Origin of the sequence: Citrobacter sp. TBCP-5362 (assembly GCF_005406305.1) — a bacterium.
In the GTDB taxonomy this organism is placed as follows: Bacteria; Pseudomonadota; Gammaproteobacteria; order Enterobacterales; family Enterobacteriaceae; genus Citrobacter_B; species Citrobacter_B koseri.
Genome location: NZ_CP040234.1, coordinates 337,302 through 355,613 on the forward strand (window position 1 = coordinate 337,302; position 18,312 = coordinate 355,613).

Sequence of the window (18,312 nt, forward strand, 5' to 3'; positions counted from 1 at the left end):
AACCGGGAACAGAAGCGTAACGGCACCAATACTGATTGACTTTAACACTATCTGGTTTAGTCGGCTGTTATGGGGATGTTTGGTGCCCATATGAATGATACGGGTAACATATAGCGATTGAGAATCACCCTGGCAGGCAAAATTTAAATTATGAGAGGCAGGTCATGTTATCGGAGGGGAAAAGCGGAAGATATCATCACGCCGGATGGCGGCGTAAACGCCTTATCCGGCCTACGGGATACACATTGTAGGCCCGGCAAGCGATGCGCCACCGGGCAGAACGCCGGATGGCGGCGTAAACGCCTTATCCGGCCTACGGGATATACATTGTAGGCCCGGTAAGCGACGCGCCACCGGGCAGAATCTTAGTAGTAAGAGTGCTCGCCGCGCTGGTGTTCGGTCAGATCGCGAACGCCTTTCAGCTCAGGGAATTCATTCAGCAGCTGCTTCTCGATCCCTTCTTTCAGGGTTACATCGACCATCGAGCAACCGTTACAGCCGCCGCCAAACTGCAAAATGGCGTAGCCTTCGTCGGTGATCTCCATCAGAGAGACGCGACCGCCGTGACCGGCAAGCTGCGGGTTGATCTGCGATTGCAGCATGTACTCCACACGTTCCATCAGCGGCGCATCATCAGCAACCTTACGCATTTTGGCGTTTGGCGCTTTCAGCGTCAGCTGAGAACCCAGCTGATCGGTGACGAAATCGATCTCGGCATCTTCCAGATACGGCGCGCTCAGTTCATCAACATAAGCGGTCAGCAGGTCAAATTTCAGGGCAGTGTCGCTTGCTTCCACGGCGTCCGGCGGACAATAAGAAACGCCGCATTCAGCGTTAGGCGTACCGGGATTGATCACAAATACGCGGATTTGTGTCCCTTCTTCCTGATTTGCCAGCAGTTTGGCAAAGTGCGCTTGTGCAGCATCGGAAATATGGATCATAGTAATGGCCTAATAGTTGACTATTTTACTTGGTTATAATACGCCCATCATCGAGGCTCTACAAGGTTCGACACAGGCACCATACCTGGACAGTCGCCGCGCCGTTGCGCAAAAGCAGCTGCGCGATCTCCGCGACGGTACTTCCGGTAGTGACGACATCATCCACAATGACCATATGGAGTCCCTGTACCGGCAATTCAAGGCGAAACGCATTTTTCAGGTTATGTTTGCGCAATCGGGCGCTGAGATGGTGCTGAGTGGCGGTGGCGCGAAGGCGCGTGACGCTTCGGCTGTCCCAGCCGCAGCCCAGCCAGCGCGCCAGGGGGCGACACAGCAGATCGCTTTGGTTAAATCCCCTGCGCCAGTGGCGGCGCTGCCAGAGCGGCACGCTGACTAAGCGATCCGGTAGCGGAAGCGTCGATGCGCGGTGCGCGTGTAAGACTTCCAGCAACAGCAGGCGTGAAAGGGCGGCGGCGACGTCGCTATGGCGAGAGAATTTTAGCTGGTGGATAAGTAAACTCAGCGGCGGTACGTAGTCGCTGACCGTCACCAGACGCTGCCACGGCGGGGGTTTTTGCAGACAACGCCCGCAGGGAATGGCGGCGTGCGCAGCGGGTAATCCACACTGCGGGCACAGGCTGACGCGGCGACGCGCCGCTCTCGTGCAAACCGAACAAATCCCCCAGTGACTCAACGCCAGCGGCATTCGGCATAGCCAGCATAATCCCGGTACTGTTAGCATATGTTCATCCTTGTTAGCCAAAAGAGAACAGTAACTGATGAATGACATCTGGTGGCAGACTGAAGGTCAGGGAAATTGCCATCTTGTGCTGCTGCACGGATGGGGACTGAATGCGGAAGTGTGGAATTGCATTCGTGAGGAACTCAGCGCGCATTTCACGCTGCATCTTGTCGATTTACCCGGATTTGGCCGCAGCCAGGGTTTTGGCTCGATGTCGCTGGAGCAGATGGCGGAGCATGTGCTGAAACAGGCGCCTGATAAAGCCGTCTGGCTTGGCTGGAGTCTGGGAGGGCTGGTGGCGAGCCAAGTGGCGTTAATCCATCCTGAACGCGTTCAGGCGCTGGTGACCGTCGCGTCATCGCCCTGTTTCAGCGCTCGCGAAGCGTGGCCGGGTATTAAGCCGGATATCCTGGCGGGATTTCAACAGCAGCTCAGCGAAGATTTCCAGCGTACGGTGGAGCGTTTTCTGGCGCTGCAAACGTTAGGCACTGAAACCGCGCGTCAGGATGCCCGCACGCTGAAAAGTGCCGTGCTGGCGTTGCCGATGCCGGAGGTTGCGGTGCTGAACGGTGGGCTGGAGATATTGAAAACGGCCGACCTGCGCGAGCCGCTTAAATCGCTGACCATGCCGTTCCTGCGTCTGTATGGTTATCTGGATGGTCTGGTGCCGCGCAAAGTCGTGCCGATGCTGGATGCCGCATGGCCGGAGAGTGAATCGCAGGTGTTTGCAAAGGCCGCCCATGCGCCGTTTATTTCGCATCCCGGCGAATTTTGTCAGGCGTTGATGGCGTTAAAGCAGAAGATATAATTATTGTCTATGCAGTGCCGGATAGCGGCGTAAACGCCTTATCCGGCCTACAGGTTAGCTACCGTTCGCCATCCGGCAGAACGTTAACGCAACGTCCACCACTCCCGGAGACAGGCTTTTCCTTCCGGGCAGCTTTTGCAGCTACCGGACAGACAGCCGTCGGGATCTTCCTGAATCCGCACGGCCCTGCCCATATTCTCCAGCTGATTCAGCATCGCGTCGATCATCGGCTGCGGCGTATGCAGCGTGCGGCTGATCTGCATTGCCTCCATACGCCCCTGCAAAGCCAGTAAATCACGAACCTGAATAAGTGACGCCATTGTTCTCAACCTTAGTGACAGTTACCGGCAGGGCTTGCGCAGCAGGCGCTGGCCGTTTTACGCGTCGCCAGCAGTTCGATATCCACCCGGCTGCGAGCGCGCCGTAACAGCCCCAGCACCACGATGTTAAACAGGATGACCGCCAGAATGCAGACCAGGCTATAGGTCGGATGCTGGCTAAAGCTTGCAACCTGATAGAACAGGGTAGACAGCGAGTAGGCGATATTCAGCCCCCACAGAATCGAGAAGCTCATCCAGCCGCGGCTGGATTCACGCGCGATAGCCCCCATCACCGAGATGCACGGTACATACAGCAGAACGAAAATCAGATAGCTGTATGCGGCAGCGGCGCTGCCAAACTTCGCGTCCATCACGCCCATCGCCCCGGTCGCCATTTCACCGTCGCCTTTGCTGGCTTCGATTGGGTTAGCCAGTACGCTAAGGCTGAAGGTGTCTTTCAGGCTTTGCCAGGTTTCATCGACCGCGCCCAGCAGCTCGTCGCCGAGATGGAAGTCAGCCGGATTAAACTCTTCTTCCTGAATATTTTCAGCGGTATAGAGGGTGTTCAGCGTCCCCACCACCACCTCTTTCGCCATTGCGCCGGTGAACAGGCCAACGGTCGCCTGCCAGTTATCTTCATGAACGCCAATCGGTTTAAAGACAGGCGTAATCACGCGGCTGATGGACGCGAGCGCAGAGTCGTTGATGTTATCGACGATTTTTCCGCTCAGGGAGAAGCTGTTAAACGCGCTGAGGAAAATACTGACGATGATGATGACCTTACCGGCACGCAGCACAAAGCCTTTCAGGCGTTGCCAGGTCTGGATCACCAGGCTTTTGATGTGCGGCACATGGTAGACCGGCAGTTCCATCACGAACGGAGAGGCTTCGCCGCGCATAATCGTGTGTTTAAGCATCAGGCCGGTCAGTACCGCCATCACGATACCCAATACATACAGCGAGAAAACCGCCAGCGCGCCGTTTTGCCCAAAGAACGCGGCGGCAAACACGGCGAAAATCGCCAGACGTGCGCCGCAGGACATAAACGGCGCCATCATAATGGTCATCAGACGTTCACGCGGCGCGTCCAGGGTACGGGCGCCCATCACGGACGGGACGTTACAGCCAAAACCGACAATCAGCGGCACGAACGATTTACCCGGCAGCCCCAGCGCCTGCATCAGACGGTCCATAACGAACGCCGCGCGCGCCATGTAGCCGGAGTCCTCCAGGAAAGAGAGGAACAGGTACATCATGCCGATCTGCGGCACCAGCGGCAGAACGGTATTGATACCGCCGCCCAGCCCCTGCGCGAGGAAAATGGTGAGCCAGTCCGGGAAGTGCAGCGTGTAGCCGATCCACTGGATGCCGTGAATAAAGAGCGCCACGGAACCCACGTCGAACAGCGGTTGCAGCGCGCCGCCAATGTTAATGGCCAGCAGGAACATCAGGTACATGACGAACAGGAAAATCGGCAACCCGAGGAAACGGTTCAGGATGACCTTATCTACCGCTGCGGTGAAACGGCTGGGTTCCGCCGTCAGGGTGTTGCTGACCACGTCGCAAATCGCGGCGATGCACTGATAACGCGCATCAGCGATGTGTAGCGCCGGGTCATCCATCTCTTTGCTCAGGCGAGTGAGCGACGCCTCAAGGTTTTGCGCGGCATTACCGGCGTAAACGCGGCTGTAGATATCGCCTTCCAGCATCTGCAAGCCTAGCCAGCGGCGCTGTTGCGCTGGCATATCCGCCGCCATGACGTCGGCCAGCGATTCGGCCTCGCGCAGCAACGGCCGGGCATAATGTACCAGCTCAACGTTTTCGTTTTCTTTATAGCGATCGATAGCCAGTTTCAGGGCTTCAATCCCACGGCCGCGTGTGGAAACCAACGGCACAACCGGGCAACCAAGGCGTGCGGACAGCGCGTCGATATCAATGCGAACCTGCTGTTTCTCCGCGATGTCGAGCATGTTGAGCGCCACAATGCAGGGAATGCCCAGCTCAAGCAGTTGCAGCGTCAGGTAGAGGTTGCGCTCAAGGTTAGAGGCATCCACCACGTTGATCAGCAGGTCTGCGTCGCCGCTCAGAATGTAATGGCAGGCGATTTGTTCATCGAGAGAAGTTTGTGACGAAATGGTGGTCAGTGAATAGGTGCCGGGTAAATCGACCAGCGTGACCTGATGGTCGGTTGTTGCGAACTGACCTTCTTTGCGTTCAACGGTAACACCCGCCCAGTTCCCCACACGCTGACGCGCGCCGGTGAGCTGGTTAAATAATGTTGTCTTGCCGGAATTTGGATTACCAATTAAACCAATGGTTAATTTTTTCATTTTTATAGACTCACCGAATTAACAGGAAACCGCTTCCACTTCTAATAACGCCAGATCTTTCTTACGTAATACCAGGCTCACGCGGCGAGTTTCGATATGAATAGGATCGCCTAATGGGGCGACGCGCACTACGTTAAATGAAGAACCTGGCAACATGCCGAGTGAAAGCAGTTTCTGACGATATGCCGGGCTGATTTCATGGGAAAAGCCGGTAATTTTCCACGCCGTGTCTGGAATGAATTGCATAGGGGGCCTACTTGTTTCTCGCTAACTGGACGTATACCTCATGCGCGCTCAGGAGGCGGCATAAGACCAGATGATTAGCCAACGAAAGAAAGATTAAATAATCAACAAGACAATGATAATGAGAATGGTTTTTATCATCAATGATTAAAATGTGACGGAATGTAGAAATGGATAATAAATTGAGTCAGTTTTGACATGGCTCAACATTTATTCGTCTTAAAAAGAACGTGTTGATTTAAACATTATTCAGCGTTGCTAATGTTTAATTAAGGTTTCATCTGTTAATGAATTGATAATTACCAGTGCTGGCAACAGGCGGGTAATGAATTAAGCAATTTAATTCGTAAGATTTAATTGTTAATTTCAAATATAACGGCCGGATGGCGGTATAGATACCTCATCCGGCCTACAAGCATAAGGCTTGATTAGCGTTTTTTACCCATTGCGGCCGCCAGCGCGTCCATCATGGCGCTGTTGCCCGCAGGCTGCGCGTCACGACCACGCGGCTTCGCCGCTTTTGCCGCCGGGCGGTTGCCCTGGGCGCGATCGTTGCCGCCGCCGCCGCGACGGGCGTTGGTTTCACCCGGCTGCTCGTCCAGACGCATGGTCAGCGCGATGCGCTTACGTTGCAGGTCAACCTCCAGCACTTTCACCTTCACGATGTCGCCCGCTTTCACCACGGTGTGTGGATCTTCGACGAACTTATTCGACAGGGAAGAGATGTGCACCAGACCGTCCTGATGTACGCCGATATCCACAAACGCGCCAAAGTTGGTGACGTTGGTTACGGCGCCTTCCAGAATCATGCCCGGTTGCAGATCGTTCATGGTTTCTACGCCATCAGCAAACTGCGCGGTTTTGAACTCTGGACGCGGGTCGCGGCCCGGTTTTTCCAGCTCTTTGATGATGTCGGTAACGGTTGGCACGCCGAATTTGTCGTCGGTGAAATCCACCGCTTTCAAATTGCGTAGCTCGCTGCTGTTGCCCATCAGCGCTTTCAGCGCCTGTTGGGTGGCGGCAAGAATACGCTCGACCACCGGGTAGGCTTCCGGGTGAACGGTAGAGGCATCCAGTGGGTTATCGCCGTGGTTGATGCGCAGGAAGCCCGCGCACTGTTCAAAGGCTTTCGGCCCCAGACGGCTCACTTTCAGCAACTGCTGGCGGTTCTGGAACTGACCGTTTTCATCACGCCAGGCGACGATATTCTGCGCCATCATGCGCGTTAAGCCTGCCACGCGGGTCAGCAACGGTACGGACGCGGTATTGAGATCGACGCCGACGGCGTTTACGCAGTCTTCCACAACGGCATCCAGCTTACGGGCAAGCTGGGTCTGGCTGACGTCGTGCTGATACTGGCCGACGCCGATGGATTTCGGATCGATTTTCACCAGCTCCGCCAGCGGGTCTTGCAGACGACGGGCGATAGAGACTGCGCCGCGCAGCGAAACGTCCAGATCCGGGAACTCCAGCGCCGCCAGCTCGGAAGCGGAATACACCGATGCTCCGGCTTCGCTGACGATCACTTTCTGCGCCGTCACTTTCGGGAACTGTTTCTGCACGTCGAGGAAGAAGCGCTCGGTTTCGCGCGACGCCGTGCCGTTACCAATCGCCACCAGCTCAACGTTGTGTTTTTCGCACAGCGCGGCAACCGCCACCGCAGCTTTAGCCGCCTGACCGGTATGTGGATAAATGGTGTCGGTGGCGACCAGTTTACCGGTGCCGTCCACTACGGCGACCTTCACGCCGGTACGCAGACCCGGATCGAGACCCATAGTCGCGCGCAGGCCAGCAGGCGCCGCCATCAGCAGATCGTGGAGGTTGCGGGCAAAGACGTTAATGGCTTCATCTTCCGCGCGTTCACGCACGGTGCCCATCAGTTCGGTTTCGAGATGCATCAGGACTTTGATACGCCATGTCCAGCTCACCACGCCTTTGCGCCAGCTATCCGCCGGGGCGTTGTTCAGACGCAGGCCGAGGTGATCCTGGATGATCTGCTCGCAGTGGCTCTCTTTGGGCGGTTCATCGAATTGCGGGTCGGCATTCAGCGACAGTTGCAGCACGCCTTCGTTGCGGCCACGGAACATCGCCAGCGCACGGTGTGAAGGGACGGTGGCGATCGGTTCGTGATGATCGAAGTAATCTCGGAATTTCGCCCCTTCCTCCTCTTTGCCGCTTACGACGGTCGCGACCAGATGGGCGTTCTTCCACAGATAATCGCGCACTTTCGCCAGCAGCGCCGCGTCTTCGGCAAAACGCTCCATCAGAATATAGCGCGCGCCATCAAGGGCCGCTTTGGCGTCCGCCACGCCGTTGTCAGCGTCGATGTATTTTGCCGCTTCCGTTTCCGGGGTGTGGGAGGGATCTGTCCACAGCAGGTCAGCCAGCGGTTCAAGTCCGGCTTCGATGGCGATTTGCCCGCGCGTGCGACGCTTGGGTTTGTAGGGCAGGTAGAGGTCTTCGAGTTCGGTCTTACTTAACGTGCCGTTGATGGCGTTAGCCAGCTCATCGGTCAGCTTGCCTTGCTCGGAAATGGACTTGAGAATGGCCTGACGTCTGTCTTCCAGTTCACGTAGATATCCCAGACGGGTCTCCAGATTACGCAACTGCGTGTCATCCAGCCCGCCGGTGATCTCCTTACGATAACGTGCGATAAACGGCACGGTGTTCCCTTCGTCAAGCAGGCGAACGGCAGCGTCTACCTGTTCGGCGCGTGCCTGAATTTCACCTGCGATAATGCGGCAGAAAGAATCATTCATCATGGATTTAGTTTCATCTGAGTAAAAAATCAGGGGATAGTTATACGGATTGACTGGCAAAATTGCCAGTCATCAGCGGGGGCTTCGGATTGTTCCGGCGCTATTTTACGTATTCGATCTCATTAACGTACCAGCTGGCCTCGCCGGCGGGCGTGTGTACTACCGCGAGATCGCCCACTTCTTTTTTCAGCAACGCCCGCGCCATAGGCGAGTCGATGGAGATGTAATCCTTACGACCGAAAATTTCATCGTAGCCGACGATGCGAAAGCGGCGGATATCGCCCTCATCGTTTTCGATCTCCACCCACGCGCCGAAGAACACTTTGCCTTCCTGCTGCGGGGAATAATCGACGATTTTCAGGTTTTCCATGCATTTGGTCAGATAACGAACACGACGGTCGATCTCACGCAGGCGCTTTTTATTATACTGATAGTCAGCATTTTCGCTGCGGTCCCCAAGACTCGCAGCCCAGGTCACTTTTTTGGTGACTTCCGGGCGCTCTTCCCGCCAGAGATAATTCAGCTCGTGTTTGAGTTTTTCGTACCCTTCCCGGGTAATCAGGGGCGTTTTCATCTCGTTGATTTACCTTTGACTATTTGGCGATGCGCACAATACGTATTACGTGATCGCCGCAGCAGAATAAATAATGTGTCGCAAGATTAATTGTATACTTAAGCTGCTGTTAAATATGCTTTGTAACAATTTAGCCTGGAATTTATACCAGAATTCGCTGGTGACGAACGTAAGCTTTTTTAAGAATACACACATTCAATTGTTGCGAACCTTTGGGAGTAAAACAATGCAAGAGAATTATAAGATTCTGGTGGTGGATGACGATATGCGCCTGCGCGCGCTACTGGAACGTTATCTGACCGAGCAGGGCTTCCAGGTTCGAAGCGTGGCAAACGCCGAGCAAATGGATCGTCTGCTGACCCGTGAGTCCTTCCACCTTATGGTACTGGACCTCATGCTGCCTGGCGAAGATGGCCTGTCAATTTGCCGCCGTCTGCGCAGCCAGAGCAACCCTATGCCGATCATCATGGTGACGGCGAAGGGTGAAGAAGTGGACCGCATTGTGGGTCTGGAGATCGGTGCTGACGACTACATTCCGAAGCCATTCAACCCGCGTGAACTGCTGGCGCGTATTCGCGCTGTGCTGCGCCGTCAGGCGAACGAACTGCCGGGCGCGCCTTCGCAGGAAGAAGCGGTAATCGCCTTCGGTAAGTTCAAGCTGAACCTCGGCACCCGCGAAATGTTCCGCGAAGACGAACCTATGCCGCTCACCAGCGGTGAATTTGCGGTACTGAAAGCGCTGGTCAGCCACCCGCGCGAACCGCTTTCCCGCGATAAGCTGATGAACCTGGCGCGCGGTCGTGAATACTCTGCGATGGAACGCTCCATCGACGTGCAGATCTCCCGTCTGCGCCGCATGGTGGAAGAAGATCCGGCGCATCCGCGTTACATTCAGACCGTCTGGGGCCTGGGCTACGTCTTTGTACCGGACGGTTCTAAAGCATGAGGCGAATGCGCTTCTCACCGCGAAGTTCATTTGCCCGCACGCTACTGCTCATCGTCACCTTGCTGTTCGTCAGCCTGGTGACGACTTATCTGGTGGTGCTGAACTTTGCGATTCTGCCGAGCCTCCAGCAGTTTAATAAGGTTCTGGCCTACGAAGTTCGTATGCTGATGACCGATAAGCTGCAACTGGAGGACGGCACGCAACTGGTGGTGCCGCCTGCGTTCCGCCGGGAAATCTATCGTGAGCTGGGGATTTCTCTCTATTCCAACGAGGCTGCCGAAGAGGCCGGGCTGCGTTGGGCGCAACACTATGAATTCTTAAGCCATCAGATGGCGCAGCAGCTGGGCGGCCCGACGGAAGTGCGCGTTGAGGTCAACAAAAGCTCGCCGGTGGTCTGGCTGAAAACCTGGCTGTCGCCCAATATCTGGGTGCGCGTGCCGCTGACGGAAATCCATCAGGGCGATTTCTCCCCGCTGTTCCGCTATACGCTGGCGATTATGCTGCTGGCGATAGGCGGCGCATGGTTGTTTATTCGTATCCAGAACCGACCGCTGGTCGATCTTGAACATGCTGCGTTGCAGGTGGGGAAAGGCATGATTCCGCCGCCGCTGCGCGAGTATGGCGCGTCGGAGGTGCGCTCTGTGACCCGCGCCTTCAACCATATGGCGGCGGGCGTGAAGCAACTGGCTGATGACCGTACCTTGCTGATGGCGGGGGTGAGCCACGATTTGCGCACACCGTTGACGCGTATCCGCCTGGCTACCGAAATGATGGGTGAAGAGGACGGCTATCTCGCGGAGTCCATTAATAAGGACATCGAAGAGTGCAACGCCATTATCGAACAATTCATCGATTACCTGCGTACCGGTCAGGAAATGCCGATGGAGATGGCCGATCTGAATGCCGTGTTGGGTGAGGTTATTGCGGCGGAAAGCGGCTACGAGCGGGAAATTGATACCGCGCTGCAACCGGGCAGTATTCAGGTGAAAATGCATCCGTTGTCGATTAAACGCGCGATCGCCAATATGGTGGTCAACGCCGCCCGTTATGGCAATGGCTGGATCAAGGTCAGCAGCGGTACGGAACCGCATCGCGCCTGGTTCCAGGTTGAAGACGATGGGCCGGGTATTAAGCCGGAACAGCGTAAGCATCTGTTCCAGCCGTTTGTGCGTGGCGACAGCGCGCGCAGCACCAGCGGCACCGGGTTGGGTCTGGCGATTGTGCAGCGTATTGTGGATAACCATAACGGTATGCTGGAGATTGGCTCCAGTGAGCGCGGTGGGCTTTCTATTCGCGCCTGGCTGCCGATTCCGGTCACTCGCGTACCGGGTTCGACGAAAGACGCATAAGAAAAGGGAGGCGAAATGCCTCCCTTTTTATTTCTCAGCGCCCGGTGGCGCTACGCTTACCGGGCCTACAACAACGTGTGCTCTGTAGGCCGGATAAGGCGCAGCCGCCATCCGGCGTGTTTTTTTACAGCTTCGGCCCGGCGCTGACCAGCGCTTCACCGGCTGGGGTATCGGTGTATTTCTCGAAATTCTCGACAAACAGTTTCGCCAGCGCGGTGGCTTTTTCCTGCCACTGTTCCGGTGACGCGTAGGTGTTACGCGGGTCAAGAATACGTGTCTCTACGCCCGGCAGCTCGGTCGGGATCGCCAGGTCAAACATCGGCAGATTAAAGGTTTCCGCATTATCCAGAGAGCCGTTCAGGATGGCGTCGATAATCGCGCGCGTATCTTTGATGGAGATACGTTTGCCCGTGCCGTTCCAGCCGGTGTTTACCAGATACGCCTGTGCGCCGGATGCCTGCATGCGTTTGACCAGCACTTCAGCGTACTGCGTCGGGTGCAGCGACAGGAACGCCGCGCCGAAGCAGGCAGAGAAGGTTGGCGTCGGTTCGGTAACGCCGCGCTCAGTACCGGCCAGTTTAGCGGTAAAGCCAGACAGGAAGTGGTACTGCGTCTGGTCAGCCGTCAGGCGAGAAACCGGCGGCAGCACGCCGAAAGCGTCGGCAGTCAGGAAGATGACTTTGGTTGCATGGCCCGCTTTTGATACCGGCTTAACGATGTTATCGATATGATAAATCGGGTAGGAGACGCGGGTGTTCTCGGTTTTGGAACCATCGTCGAAATCGATGGAGCCATCTTCGCGAACGGTGACGTTTTCCAGCAGCGCATCGCGACGGATAGCGTTGTAGATTTCCGGTTCGGCTTCTTTAGACAGCTTGATGGTTTTCGCGTAGCAGCCGCCTTCAAAGTTAAACACGCCGTCGTCATCCCAGCCGTGTTCGTCATCGCCGATCAGACGGCGTTTCGGGTCGGTGGATAGGGTGGTTTTCCCGGTGCCGGAAAGCCCGAAGAAGACCGCGACGTCGCCTTTCTCACCCACGTTGGCGGAGCAGTGCATGGAGGCAATGCCTTTCAGCGGCAGCAGGTAGTTCATGACGGAGAACATCCCTTTTTTCATTTCGCCGCCGTACCAGGTGCCGCCAATTAACTGAATGCGTTCAGTCAGGTTGAAGGCTACGAAGTTTTCAGAGTTCAGCCCCTGTTCCTTCCACTGCGGGTTGGTGCATTTCGCGCCGTTCATCACGATAAAGTCTGGTTTGAAATCCACCAGTTCTTCGTCCGCAGGACGGATGAACATGTTTTTGACAAAATGCGCCTGCCAGGCGACTTCCGTGATGAAGCGAACGGAGAGACGGGTGTCCGCGTTAGCGCCGCAGAAGGCGTCAACGATGAACAGGCGTTTGCCGGAGAGTTGCTGAGTTACCAGCCCTTTCAGGTGCTGCCAGGTTTCCTGGGACAGCGGTTTGTTGTCGTTCTTGCCTTTGCCTTTGTCGGACCACCAGAGCGTGTCACGCGTGGTGTCGTCACGGACAATGTATTTATCCTTCGGCGAACGTCCGGTAAAGATACCAGTATCAACGGCAACGGCGCCCAGATTCGTTAATACGCCGCGCTCGTAACCTTCCAGAGTAGGATCGAGTTCCTCCTGGTACAGCAGGTCGTAGCTGGGGTTGTAAACGATATCCTGAACGTCATTGATACCATAAGCCTTGAGATCTTGCGGGGTTAAGCTGTTAACGCGCATGTCACTACTCCTTAGCCAATATGTATTACCTGAAATTGTAGGGTTTTTTAGGGTTTGTTAACCGCGACGAGGCTCATAGATTTACGTATCTGGACAAAATCACGATTGACCGAAAACGCTGTGACTCCTGTCACGAAGCGGCGCTTATTATGGCAGAGAACCCTTTTTTGTTGTGGAAAATGTTCTTAAAACGTTAAAAATGAGTGTATTCTGCGGGAATGTTGTGAGTGTAATCGCATTCATGTAAGAAATTTACGAAACTCTTACATATAAAATATCGATTCACCACGAAGGAAAAAATGAACAAAAAGTGCGGAATTTTGCGGAGCAGGCCGGATGACGACGCGGATGCGTCTTATCTGACCTGTAAATGAGTAAGCCTGATGAGCGATTCGCCATCAGGCTTTTTACTAGTGATTAATGCACCTGCGGGTCGGCAGGGGAGGCGTTGTTGCGGATTTCCGCAATGTCCATCGCGTTGAACAGATAGTGGCTGCCGCAGTAATCGCAGTGCATATCGATCTCGCCTTCTTCCGCCAGGATGCTGTCCACTTCTTCATCCGGTAGCGTTTTCAGCGCGCCCGCACAGCGTTCACGAGAACAGGTACACTTGAACTCAACGTCCTGCGGGTCGTAGAGCGTGACCTCTTCTTCATGGTACAAACGCCACAACACATCGTTAGCCGGAAGAGTCAGCAACTCTTCGGTTTTGATGGTTCCGGTCAGCGTCGCCAGGTGATCGAAGTCGTCCGCCTGCGCGTTCTGCGCGGGCATTACCTGTAGCAGCATTCCGCCCGCCGCCGGTTTGCCTTCCACCTCGCCAGTGCGGATGAACAGGCGTGTCGGCAACTGTTCGGAACGCAGGAAGTAATCTTCCAGACACGCTGCCAGCGTGTCGCCTTCCAGACCGACCACGCCCTGATAACGCTCGCCTTCTTCCGGCGTAATGGTGATCACCAGATAGCCGTTGCCCACCAGCGTTTTCAGATCCGCGTTTTCCGGCACTTCGCCCTGTACGCGAGCGACGCCGCGCATCTGCTGGTTGTTATTGCCGTTGATCACCGCCAGGCTCAGTGGGCCGTCGCCCTGTAGCTGCACGGTAATGTCACCGGCAAATTTCAGCGTGGCAGTCAGCAGGCTGGTGGCGACCAGCAGCTCGGCCAGCACGGTTTTGACCGGCTGCGGATAGGCGTGGTTTTCGAGGATCTGTTGCAGGGTTTCCGATACGGTCACCAGTTCGCCGCGCACGGCAAAGTTTTCAAACAGATAACGATGTAATTGGTCATGTTGCGGCATAATCATCTCTCTTGCGGGTGACAGTCACTCACTGTCGCCGTGTTTAAATCGTAACAGGTCGCGGCGCTCTTTTTTATCCGGTCGCCTGTCCGGGTGCGGCATGGTTAATGCGTTAAGTTTGCGTGCCTGCGCCATTTTTTCGCGTTTTTCCACGCTCTCCGCTGTTTCTTCATACAGCGTAACGGCTTCGCTCGCCGGACGGCGCTGCTCGGTAATGCCTTTAATGATTACCGTCCGCTCGTCGTTGCCCTGGCGCAGGGTCAGCGTCGCATTCAGCTCGACAATCTTGCCCGGCTTGCTGCGCTGCCCGTTATAGTGCACCTTACCGCCTTCAACCATTTCGCGGGCCAATGCACGGGTTTTATAAAAGCGTGCGGCCCACAGCCATTTATCCAGTCGGACCTCAATAGAGGGCTTTTCTTTCATGGCGTCTCCTTCACATCAGTGAGGGGATCAGCCGGCGGTAATCATTCAACGACGGATGGCGTGCATACTGCTTTTCTGCAATGCCGGAGTCGGGATTGGTCACGCCGAGGCAGTAACGAATGCCGAATTGGGCGGCGGCGTCGAGAATCGGTTCGCTGTCGTCGATAAACAGCGTTTTCTCTGCGCTTATTCCCGTTTCTTCAGCCACTGCGTGCCATAACCGCTGATCCTCTTTGGGATAACCAAATGTGTGGGTGGAAAGTAATAAATCAAGGTGTGATGCCAGACCGGTATGTTCCAGCTTCACCGCCAGGTTATGCGGGTGCGCGTTGGTCAGCAGAATGCGGCGTTTACCGCGGGCTTTTAACGCATCCAGAAACGGCACGGTATCTTCGCGCAGCACGGCGCGCGGCCCCTGTGCCGTCGTCATAGCGCAAATGTCCAGACCCAGCCGCTCGCTCCAGTAATCAAGACAGTACCAGTTTAGCGTATGCTGCACGGCATGATACTGCTGGCGAATATAGTCCTGGGCTTCCTGTGCTGTGATTCCCTGCTGTGCGCCATAGGTTTCCGGCACCAGTTTCTGCCAGAAATAGTTATCGAATGCCAGATCGAGCAGCGTGCCGTCCATGTCCAGCAAAACGGTATCGACGTCCTGCCAGGCAATATCAATATGCATGGGAATTCTCCAGATGAGATTGCCGCCAAATCCTGGCGGCTTTTGCCGGATATGCGCTACAGGGTAGCATACCGTGAGCTGTCAGATGAGGCTTTCCGGGGAGGCGATCAGCTTTGGATTCAGGCAGTTTTCATAATATTCCTGAATTTCCGCCATACGGGTGCGGTTACGCTGATAACGTCTGAACGCCTGAATGCCGTTGTAAGCGGCGCAGCCCAGCATGGTGAGCATCAGCAACGTCGTGCCAAGGTAGCGCCATAAACCGGAACGATCCGGGATGCGGTGCAGACCGATGTGCTGCGTGCCGTTGGCGTCGGTGTAGACACGGGTGACGATCCCTTCGGCGCTAAACGGTGTTTGCATTAACATCTGCGCCAGGCGCTGGAATGCGCCCCACTGTTCCTGCGCGGGGTAATCGTACAGGGACATCGACGGCCACGGCTGATCAACCAGATCGCTGCCTTCATCGCTGATAATCAGGAAGCCGCCCGGCGCGGGGCTGTTAAGCGCCTGTGCGGCGCGCGCGGTTTCACGGGAGATAAACGGCGCGGTTGAGGTCGTCACCAGGTTATCGAGCGACTCCGCGCTGACAGGGCGCAGCAGAACGTTCACGCCGTCAAGTTTGCCCGCATTCGCGCGTTTGACCAGCGCGGCCCAGTTTTTGCTATTGCCGAGGTTCACCAGCGCGTTTTTCAGGCGCACGCATTCGTCTTCGGCGGCGCACAGATCGGCGGTCTTTAATACGATGTCGCCGAAATCATCCAGCAATACCATCCCGGACTTTTGAATCGCCGAACGCAGCGACGCGCTAACGCGGGAGTCATCTTCCGGCTTCGGGTGCAGCTGGCGGTTGATGGCCTGGGTCAGCGCTGCGGCTTTGTTGACGAGATCGGACTCGGGCAGCGGCAGCGTCCGCGCGTCATTCCAGATGATTTGCGAGCAATCAAACGGCATAAAAGGGGAGTTCGGCTGCGCAGTCCAGCTACCAGACTGATGGATATTACACATGCCTTTGCCGTTCAGATGCAGCGTATCGCCCACGCGAACTCCGGCGTCGTGGAGCTGTTTAACGCTGGTGGCCTCAATGGTTTGCGCGCCTTTCATCCACGACAAGGTGAATTTGATCGGCATATCCAGCGGGATCCAAAAGAGCAGCATAAACAGCACCAGCAGCGATCCGCCCGCAATAACGGCGCTACGCAGCCAGTGTTGCAACGGGAAATTTTTCACCTCGTCATGCAGGGAGAGAAAACGCCCTTGCCGCGCGACGTGGCGATCCAGATAGATATCAATATCCGTTTGCTGCCCGAGATCCTGTGCGATATAGGGTTGCCAGTGGGCAGGGTAAATCAGGTCAATAATTCCCAGCGAAATATTGTTGATCTGCTCCTGATCGTTTTCGCCAAACAGCCCCCAGCGACGCGGGGTTCCCCGCAGGCAGTGAATCTCTCGCAGCGAGGTTTTAGATGGCGGTGCGAACAGCCCCCAGAGACCTGCGGCGAGCAGCAGAATTGCGCCGCCCGCAATCCACGGCACGAAGACATCCGGCGTAATTAAGCAACAGAAGAACAGCAGGAATGAGGCCACAATCAGCGATGCTTCGCGCAGCCCCGCGGGGCGGCTGAGCGCATACTCTTCGTGAGTTTCCTGACGAATGTTCAGCAGTTCAATTTGCTCGCTCTCTTCGCCACGAATCGACGCCTGGGTGGAGGAGGTATGCTGTAGCGCATAGCCGCGCGTCTCCTGCATGTACTCCTGCAACGTGTGGCCGTTAAGCGAGATGACTAAAGGAAGCGTATCGGTATGGATCAGCTCAACGTTATTTTCGTCATTGATGTACTGTTCCCAGAACGGCGGCAAATGAACCTCAACGGAATCAAGGTAATATCGCCATTTATTGGGATCGTCGGTCGTAATGCCGTAACGCGTAATGGAATGGGTCAGAATAATGACGTTATTACTCTGGGCATTCAGCGTTAACGACACGGGAGCGGTACTGGCGCCTGTCGGCCCCGGCACCTGCTGAATCTGACTGAGGTTGTCGAGATAGTTTTCAACCGCACTGCGCTCTTCCGGCGTTAGCTTGCGCGTCGCGGCGTCTGAAAAGGCGCTGATCCAGGGCAGATTCTGCCGCCTGGCTCTTACTCTGAGTAGCCATCCTGCCAGTAGAGAGCAGGCCAGCAAAGCAGCTAAGAAAATCAAAATGGTGCTCATGCTTTCCCCATCTTACTAAGTCTGTCAGGCGTGGTCAGTCGCACCCTGTCGAATAAATGTGATGCTGTGGTTGGCTATCGGCAAGCGTGGAGTTGAACTTGAGCATTTTTACGCGCATCCCAGTGAATGCGGATCATAGCAAACCCACCAAAAGCGGAATATCAGCAAATTCCTGGAGTTATTTCAACCTATTGACTTTTAATTTTAAATGGGAATTAATTTTTGCTACGTTACATAAATGTAAATAAACGGCAATTCACATTGCCGAAACCGTGCTGTATATCGCACAATGGCACCAGATTTCACTGCATAGATTCTCACGATGAGCAAATCATTACAAAAACCCACCATTTTGAAAGTTGAAACTGTCGCGAAATCCCGGCTGTTTAACGTCGAAAGTGTGGATCTCGAATTCAGCAACGGCGTGCGCCGCGTCTATGAGCGTATGCGTCCGTCCACTCGTGAAGCGGTAATGATTGTGCCGATCGTAGACGATCACCTGATTCTGATCCGTGAATATGCCGTGGGCACGGAGTCTTATGAGCTGGGGTTCTCCAAAGGGTTGATCGACCCTGGCGAAACCGTTTTTGAAGCGGCGAACCGCGAACTGAAAGAAGAAGTTGGGTTTGGCGCGAACGATCTGACGTTCCTCAAAAAGCTCAGCATGGCGCCGTCCTATTTTTCCAGCAAAATGAACATTGTGATAGCGGAAGACCTCTATCCTGAATCACTGGAAGGCGACGAGCCGGAACCGCTGCCGCAGGTGCGCTGGCCGCTGACGCATTTAATGGATCTGCTGGAAGAACCGGATTTCAGTGAAGCGCGAAACGTCAGCGCGCTGTTCCTGGTCCGTGAGTGGCTGAAGGGGCAGGGGCGGTTGTAATTTATATTGCCGGATGGCGGCTGACTTTTACCTGGCCTACAACAAAACGTAGGCCGGA

Annotated in this window: 16 protein-coding genes; 4 read left to right on the forward strand and 12 right to left on the reverse strand. The window is 55.4% G+C overall.

Translation table 11 applies throughout. The features are described 5' to 3' along the window. Nucleotides 1–365: 365 nt before the first annotated feature. Together nfuA and gntX are read right to left on the reverse strand one after the other, a co-directional pair. Nucleotides 366–941 (reverse strand): Fe-S biogenesis protein NfuA, encoded by a 576-nt coding sequence (nfuA, locus tag FD428_RS01535; protein WP_012135521.1) that lies wholly within the window; start codon nt 939–941, stop codon nt 366–368. A 58-nt stretch (nt 942–999) separates the two neighbouring features. Beyond that, nucleotides 1,000–1,683, reverse strand: coding sequence for a DNA utilization protein GntX (gntX, locus tag FD428_RS01540; RefSeq protein ID WP_114848062.1), 684 nt, complete (start codon nt 1,681–1,683; stop codon nt 1,000–1,002). A gap of 37 nt (nt 1,684–1,720) precedes the next feature. Between gntX and bioH the strand changes: the two genes are divergently transcribed. Beyond that, nucleotides 1,721–2,491, forward strand: coding sequence for a pimeloyl-ACP methyl ester esterase BioH (bioH, locus tag FD428_RS01545; RefSeq protein ID WP_114848061.1), 771 nt, complete (start codon nt 1,721–1,723; stop codon nt 2,489–2,491). 83 nt (nt 2,492–2,574) lie between these two features. Here bioH and feoC read toward each other — a convergent pair whose 3' ends face one another. From feoC to greB, 5 genes are all read right to left on the reverse strand, one after another. Then, complete coding sequence (feoC, locus tag FD428_RS01550) at nt 2,575–2,811, reverse strand: [Fe-S]-dependent transcriptional repressor FeoC (RefSeq protein ID WP_012135518.1); 237 nt, start codon at nt 2,809–2,811, stop codon at nt 2,575–2,577. 11 nt (nt 2,812–2,822) lie between these two features. After that, nucleotides 2,823–5,141, reverse strand: a complete 2,319-nt coding sequence (feoB, locus tag FD428_RS01555) for a Fe(2+) transporter permease subunit FeoB (protein WP_012135517.1) — start codon at nt 5,139–5,141, stop codon at nt 2,823–2,825. Between the two features lie 18 nt (nt 5,142–5,159). Further along, nucleotides 5,160–5,387 (reverse strand): ferrous iron transporter A, encoded by a 228-nt coding sequence (gene feoA, locus FD428_RS01560; protein ID WP_012135516.1) that lies wholly within the window; start codon nt 5,385–5,387, stop codon nt 5,160–5,162. A 425-nt stretch (nt 5,388–5,812) separates the two neighbouring features. Further along, nucleotides 5,813–8,146 (reverse strand): Tex family protein, encoded by a 2,334-nt coding sequence (locus tag FD428_RS01565; protein WP_110493717.1) that lies wholly within the window; start codon nt 8,144–8,146, stop codon nt 5,813–5,815. Between the two features lie 97 nt (nt 8,147–8,243). Continuing rightward, nucleotides 8,244–8,717 (reverse strand): transcription elongation factor GreB, encoded by a 474-nt coding sequence (gene greB / locus FD428_RS01570; protein WP_012135514.1) that lies wholly within the window; start codon nt 8,715–8,717, stop codon nt 8,244–8,246. A 226-nt stretch (nt 8,718–8,943) separates the two neighbouring features. Between greB and ompR the strand changes: the two genes are divergently transcribed. Next, nucleotides 8,944–9,663 (forward strand): two-component system response regulator OmpR, encoded by a 720-nt coding sequence (gene ompR, locus FD428_RS01575; RefSeq protein WP_001157751.1) that lies wholly within the window; start codon nt 8,944–8,946, stop codon nt 9,661–9,663. Further along, a complete protein-coding gene (gene envZ / locus FD428_RS01580; protein WP_101744197.1) occupies nt 9,660–11,012 on the forward strand; it encodes a two-component system sensor histidine kinase EnvZ in 1,353 nt (450 codons plus the stop codon). Before ompR ends, envZ begins: the two co-directional genes overlap by 4 nt. 124 nt (nt 11,013–11,136) lie before the next feature. On the opposite strand, the gene pckA is transcribed toward envZ, so the two are convergent. The 5 genes from pckA to igaA form a co-directional block, all read right to left on the reverse strand. Continuing rightward, a complete protein-coding gene (pckA, locus tag FD428_RS01590) occupies nt 11,137–12,756 on the reverse strand; it encodes a phosphoenolpyruvate carboxykinase (ATP) (RefSeq protein WP_012135511.1) in 1,620 nt (539 codons plus the stop codon). A 417-nt stretch (nt 12,757–13,173) separates the two neighbouring features. Continuing rightward, a complete protein-coding gene (gene hslO / locus FD428_RS01595; protein ID WP_024131015.1) occupies nt 13,174–14,052 on the reverse strand; it encodes an Hsp33 family molecular chaperone HslO in 879 nt (292 codons plus the stop codon). Between the two features lie 24 nt (nt 14,053–14,076). After that, nucleotides 14,077–14,478 carry a ribosome-associated heat shock protein Hsp15 gene (gene hslR, locus FD428_RS01600; protein WP_047460684.1) on the reverse strand — a complete coding sequence of 134 codons (402 nt, stop codon included), beginning with the start codon at nt 14,476–14,478 and terminating at the stop codon, nt 14,077–14,079. 10 nt (nt 14,479–14,488) lie between these two features. Beyond that, nucleotides 14,489–15,157 carry a GMP/IMP nucleotidase gene (gene yrfG / locus FD428_RS01605; protein ID WP_012135508.1) on the reverse strand — a complete coding sequence of 223 codons (669 nt, stop codon included), beginning with the start codon at nt 15,155–15,157 and terminating at the stop codon, nt 14,489–14,491. Between the two features lie 81 nt (nt 15,158–15,238). Continuing rightward, complete coding sequence (gene igaA, locus FD428_RS01610) at nt 15,239–17,371, reverse strand: intracellular growth attenuator protein IgaA (protein ID WP_114848060.1); 2,133 nt, start codon at nt 17,369–17,371, stop codon at nt 15,239–15,241. Nucleotides 17,372–17,693: 322 nt separating this feature from the next. Between igaA and nudE the strand changes: the two genes are divergently transcribed. Next, nucleotides 17,694–18,254, forward strand: a complete 561-nt coding sequence (gene nudE / locus FD428_RS01615; RefSeq protein WP_012135506.1) for an ADP compounds hydrolase NudE — start codon at nt 17,694–17,696, stop codon at nt 18,252–18,254. Nucleotides 18,255–18,312 lie beyond the last annotated feature (58 nt).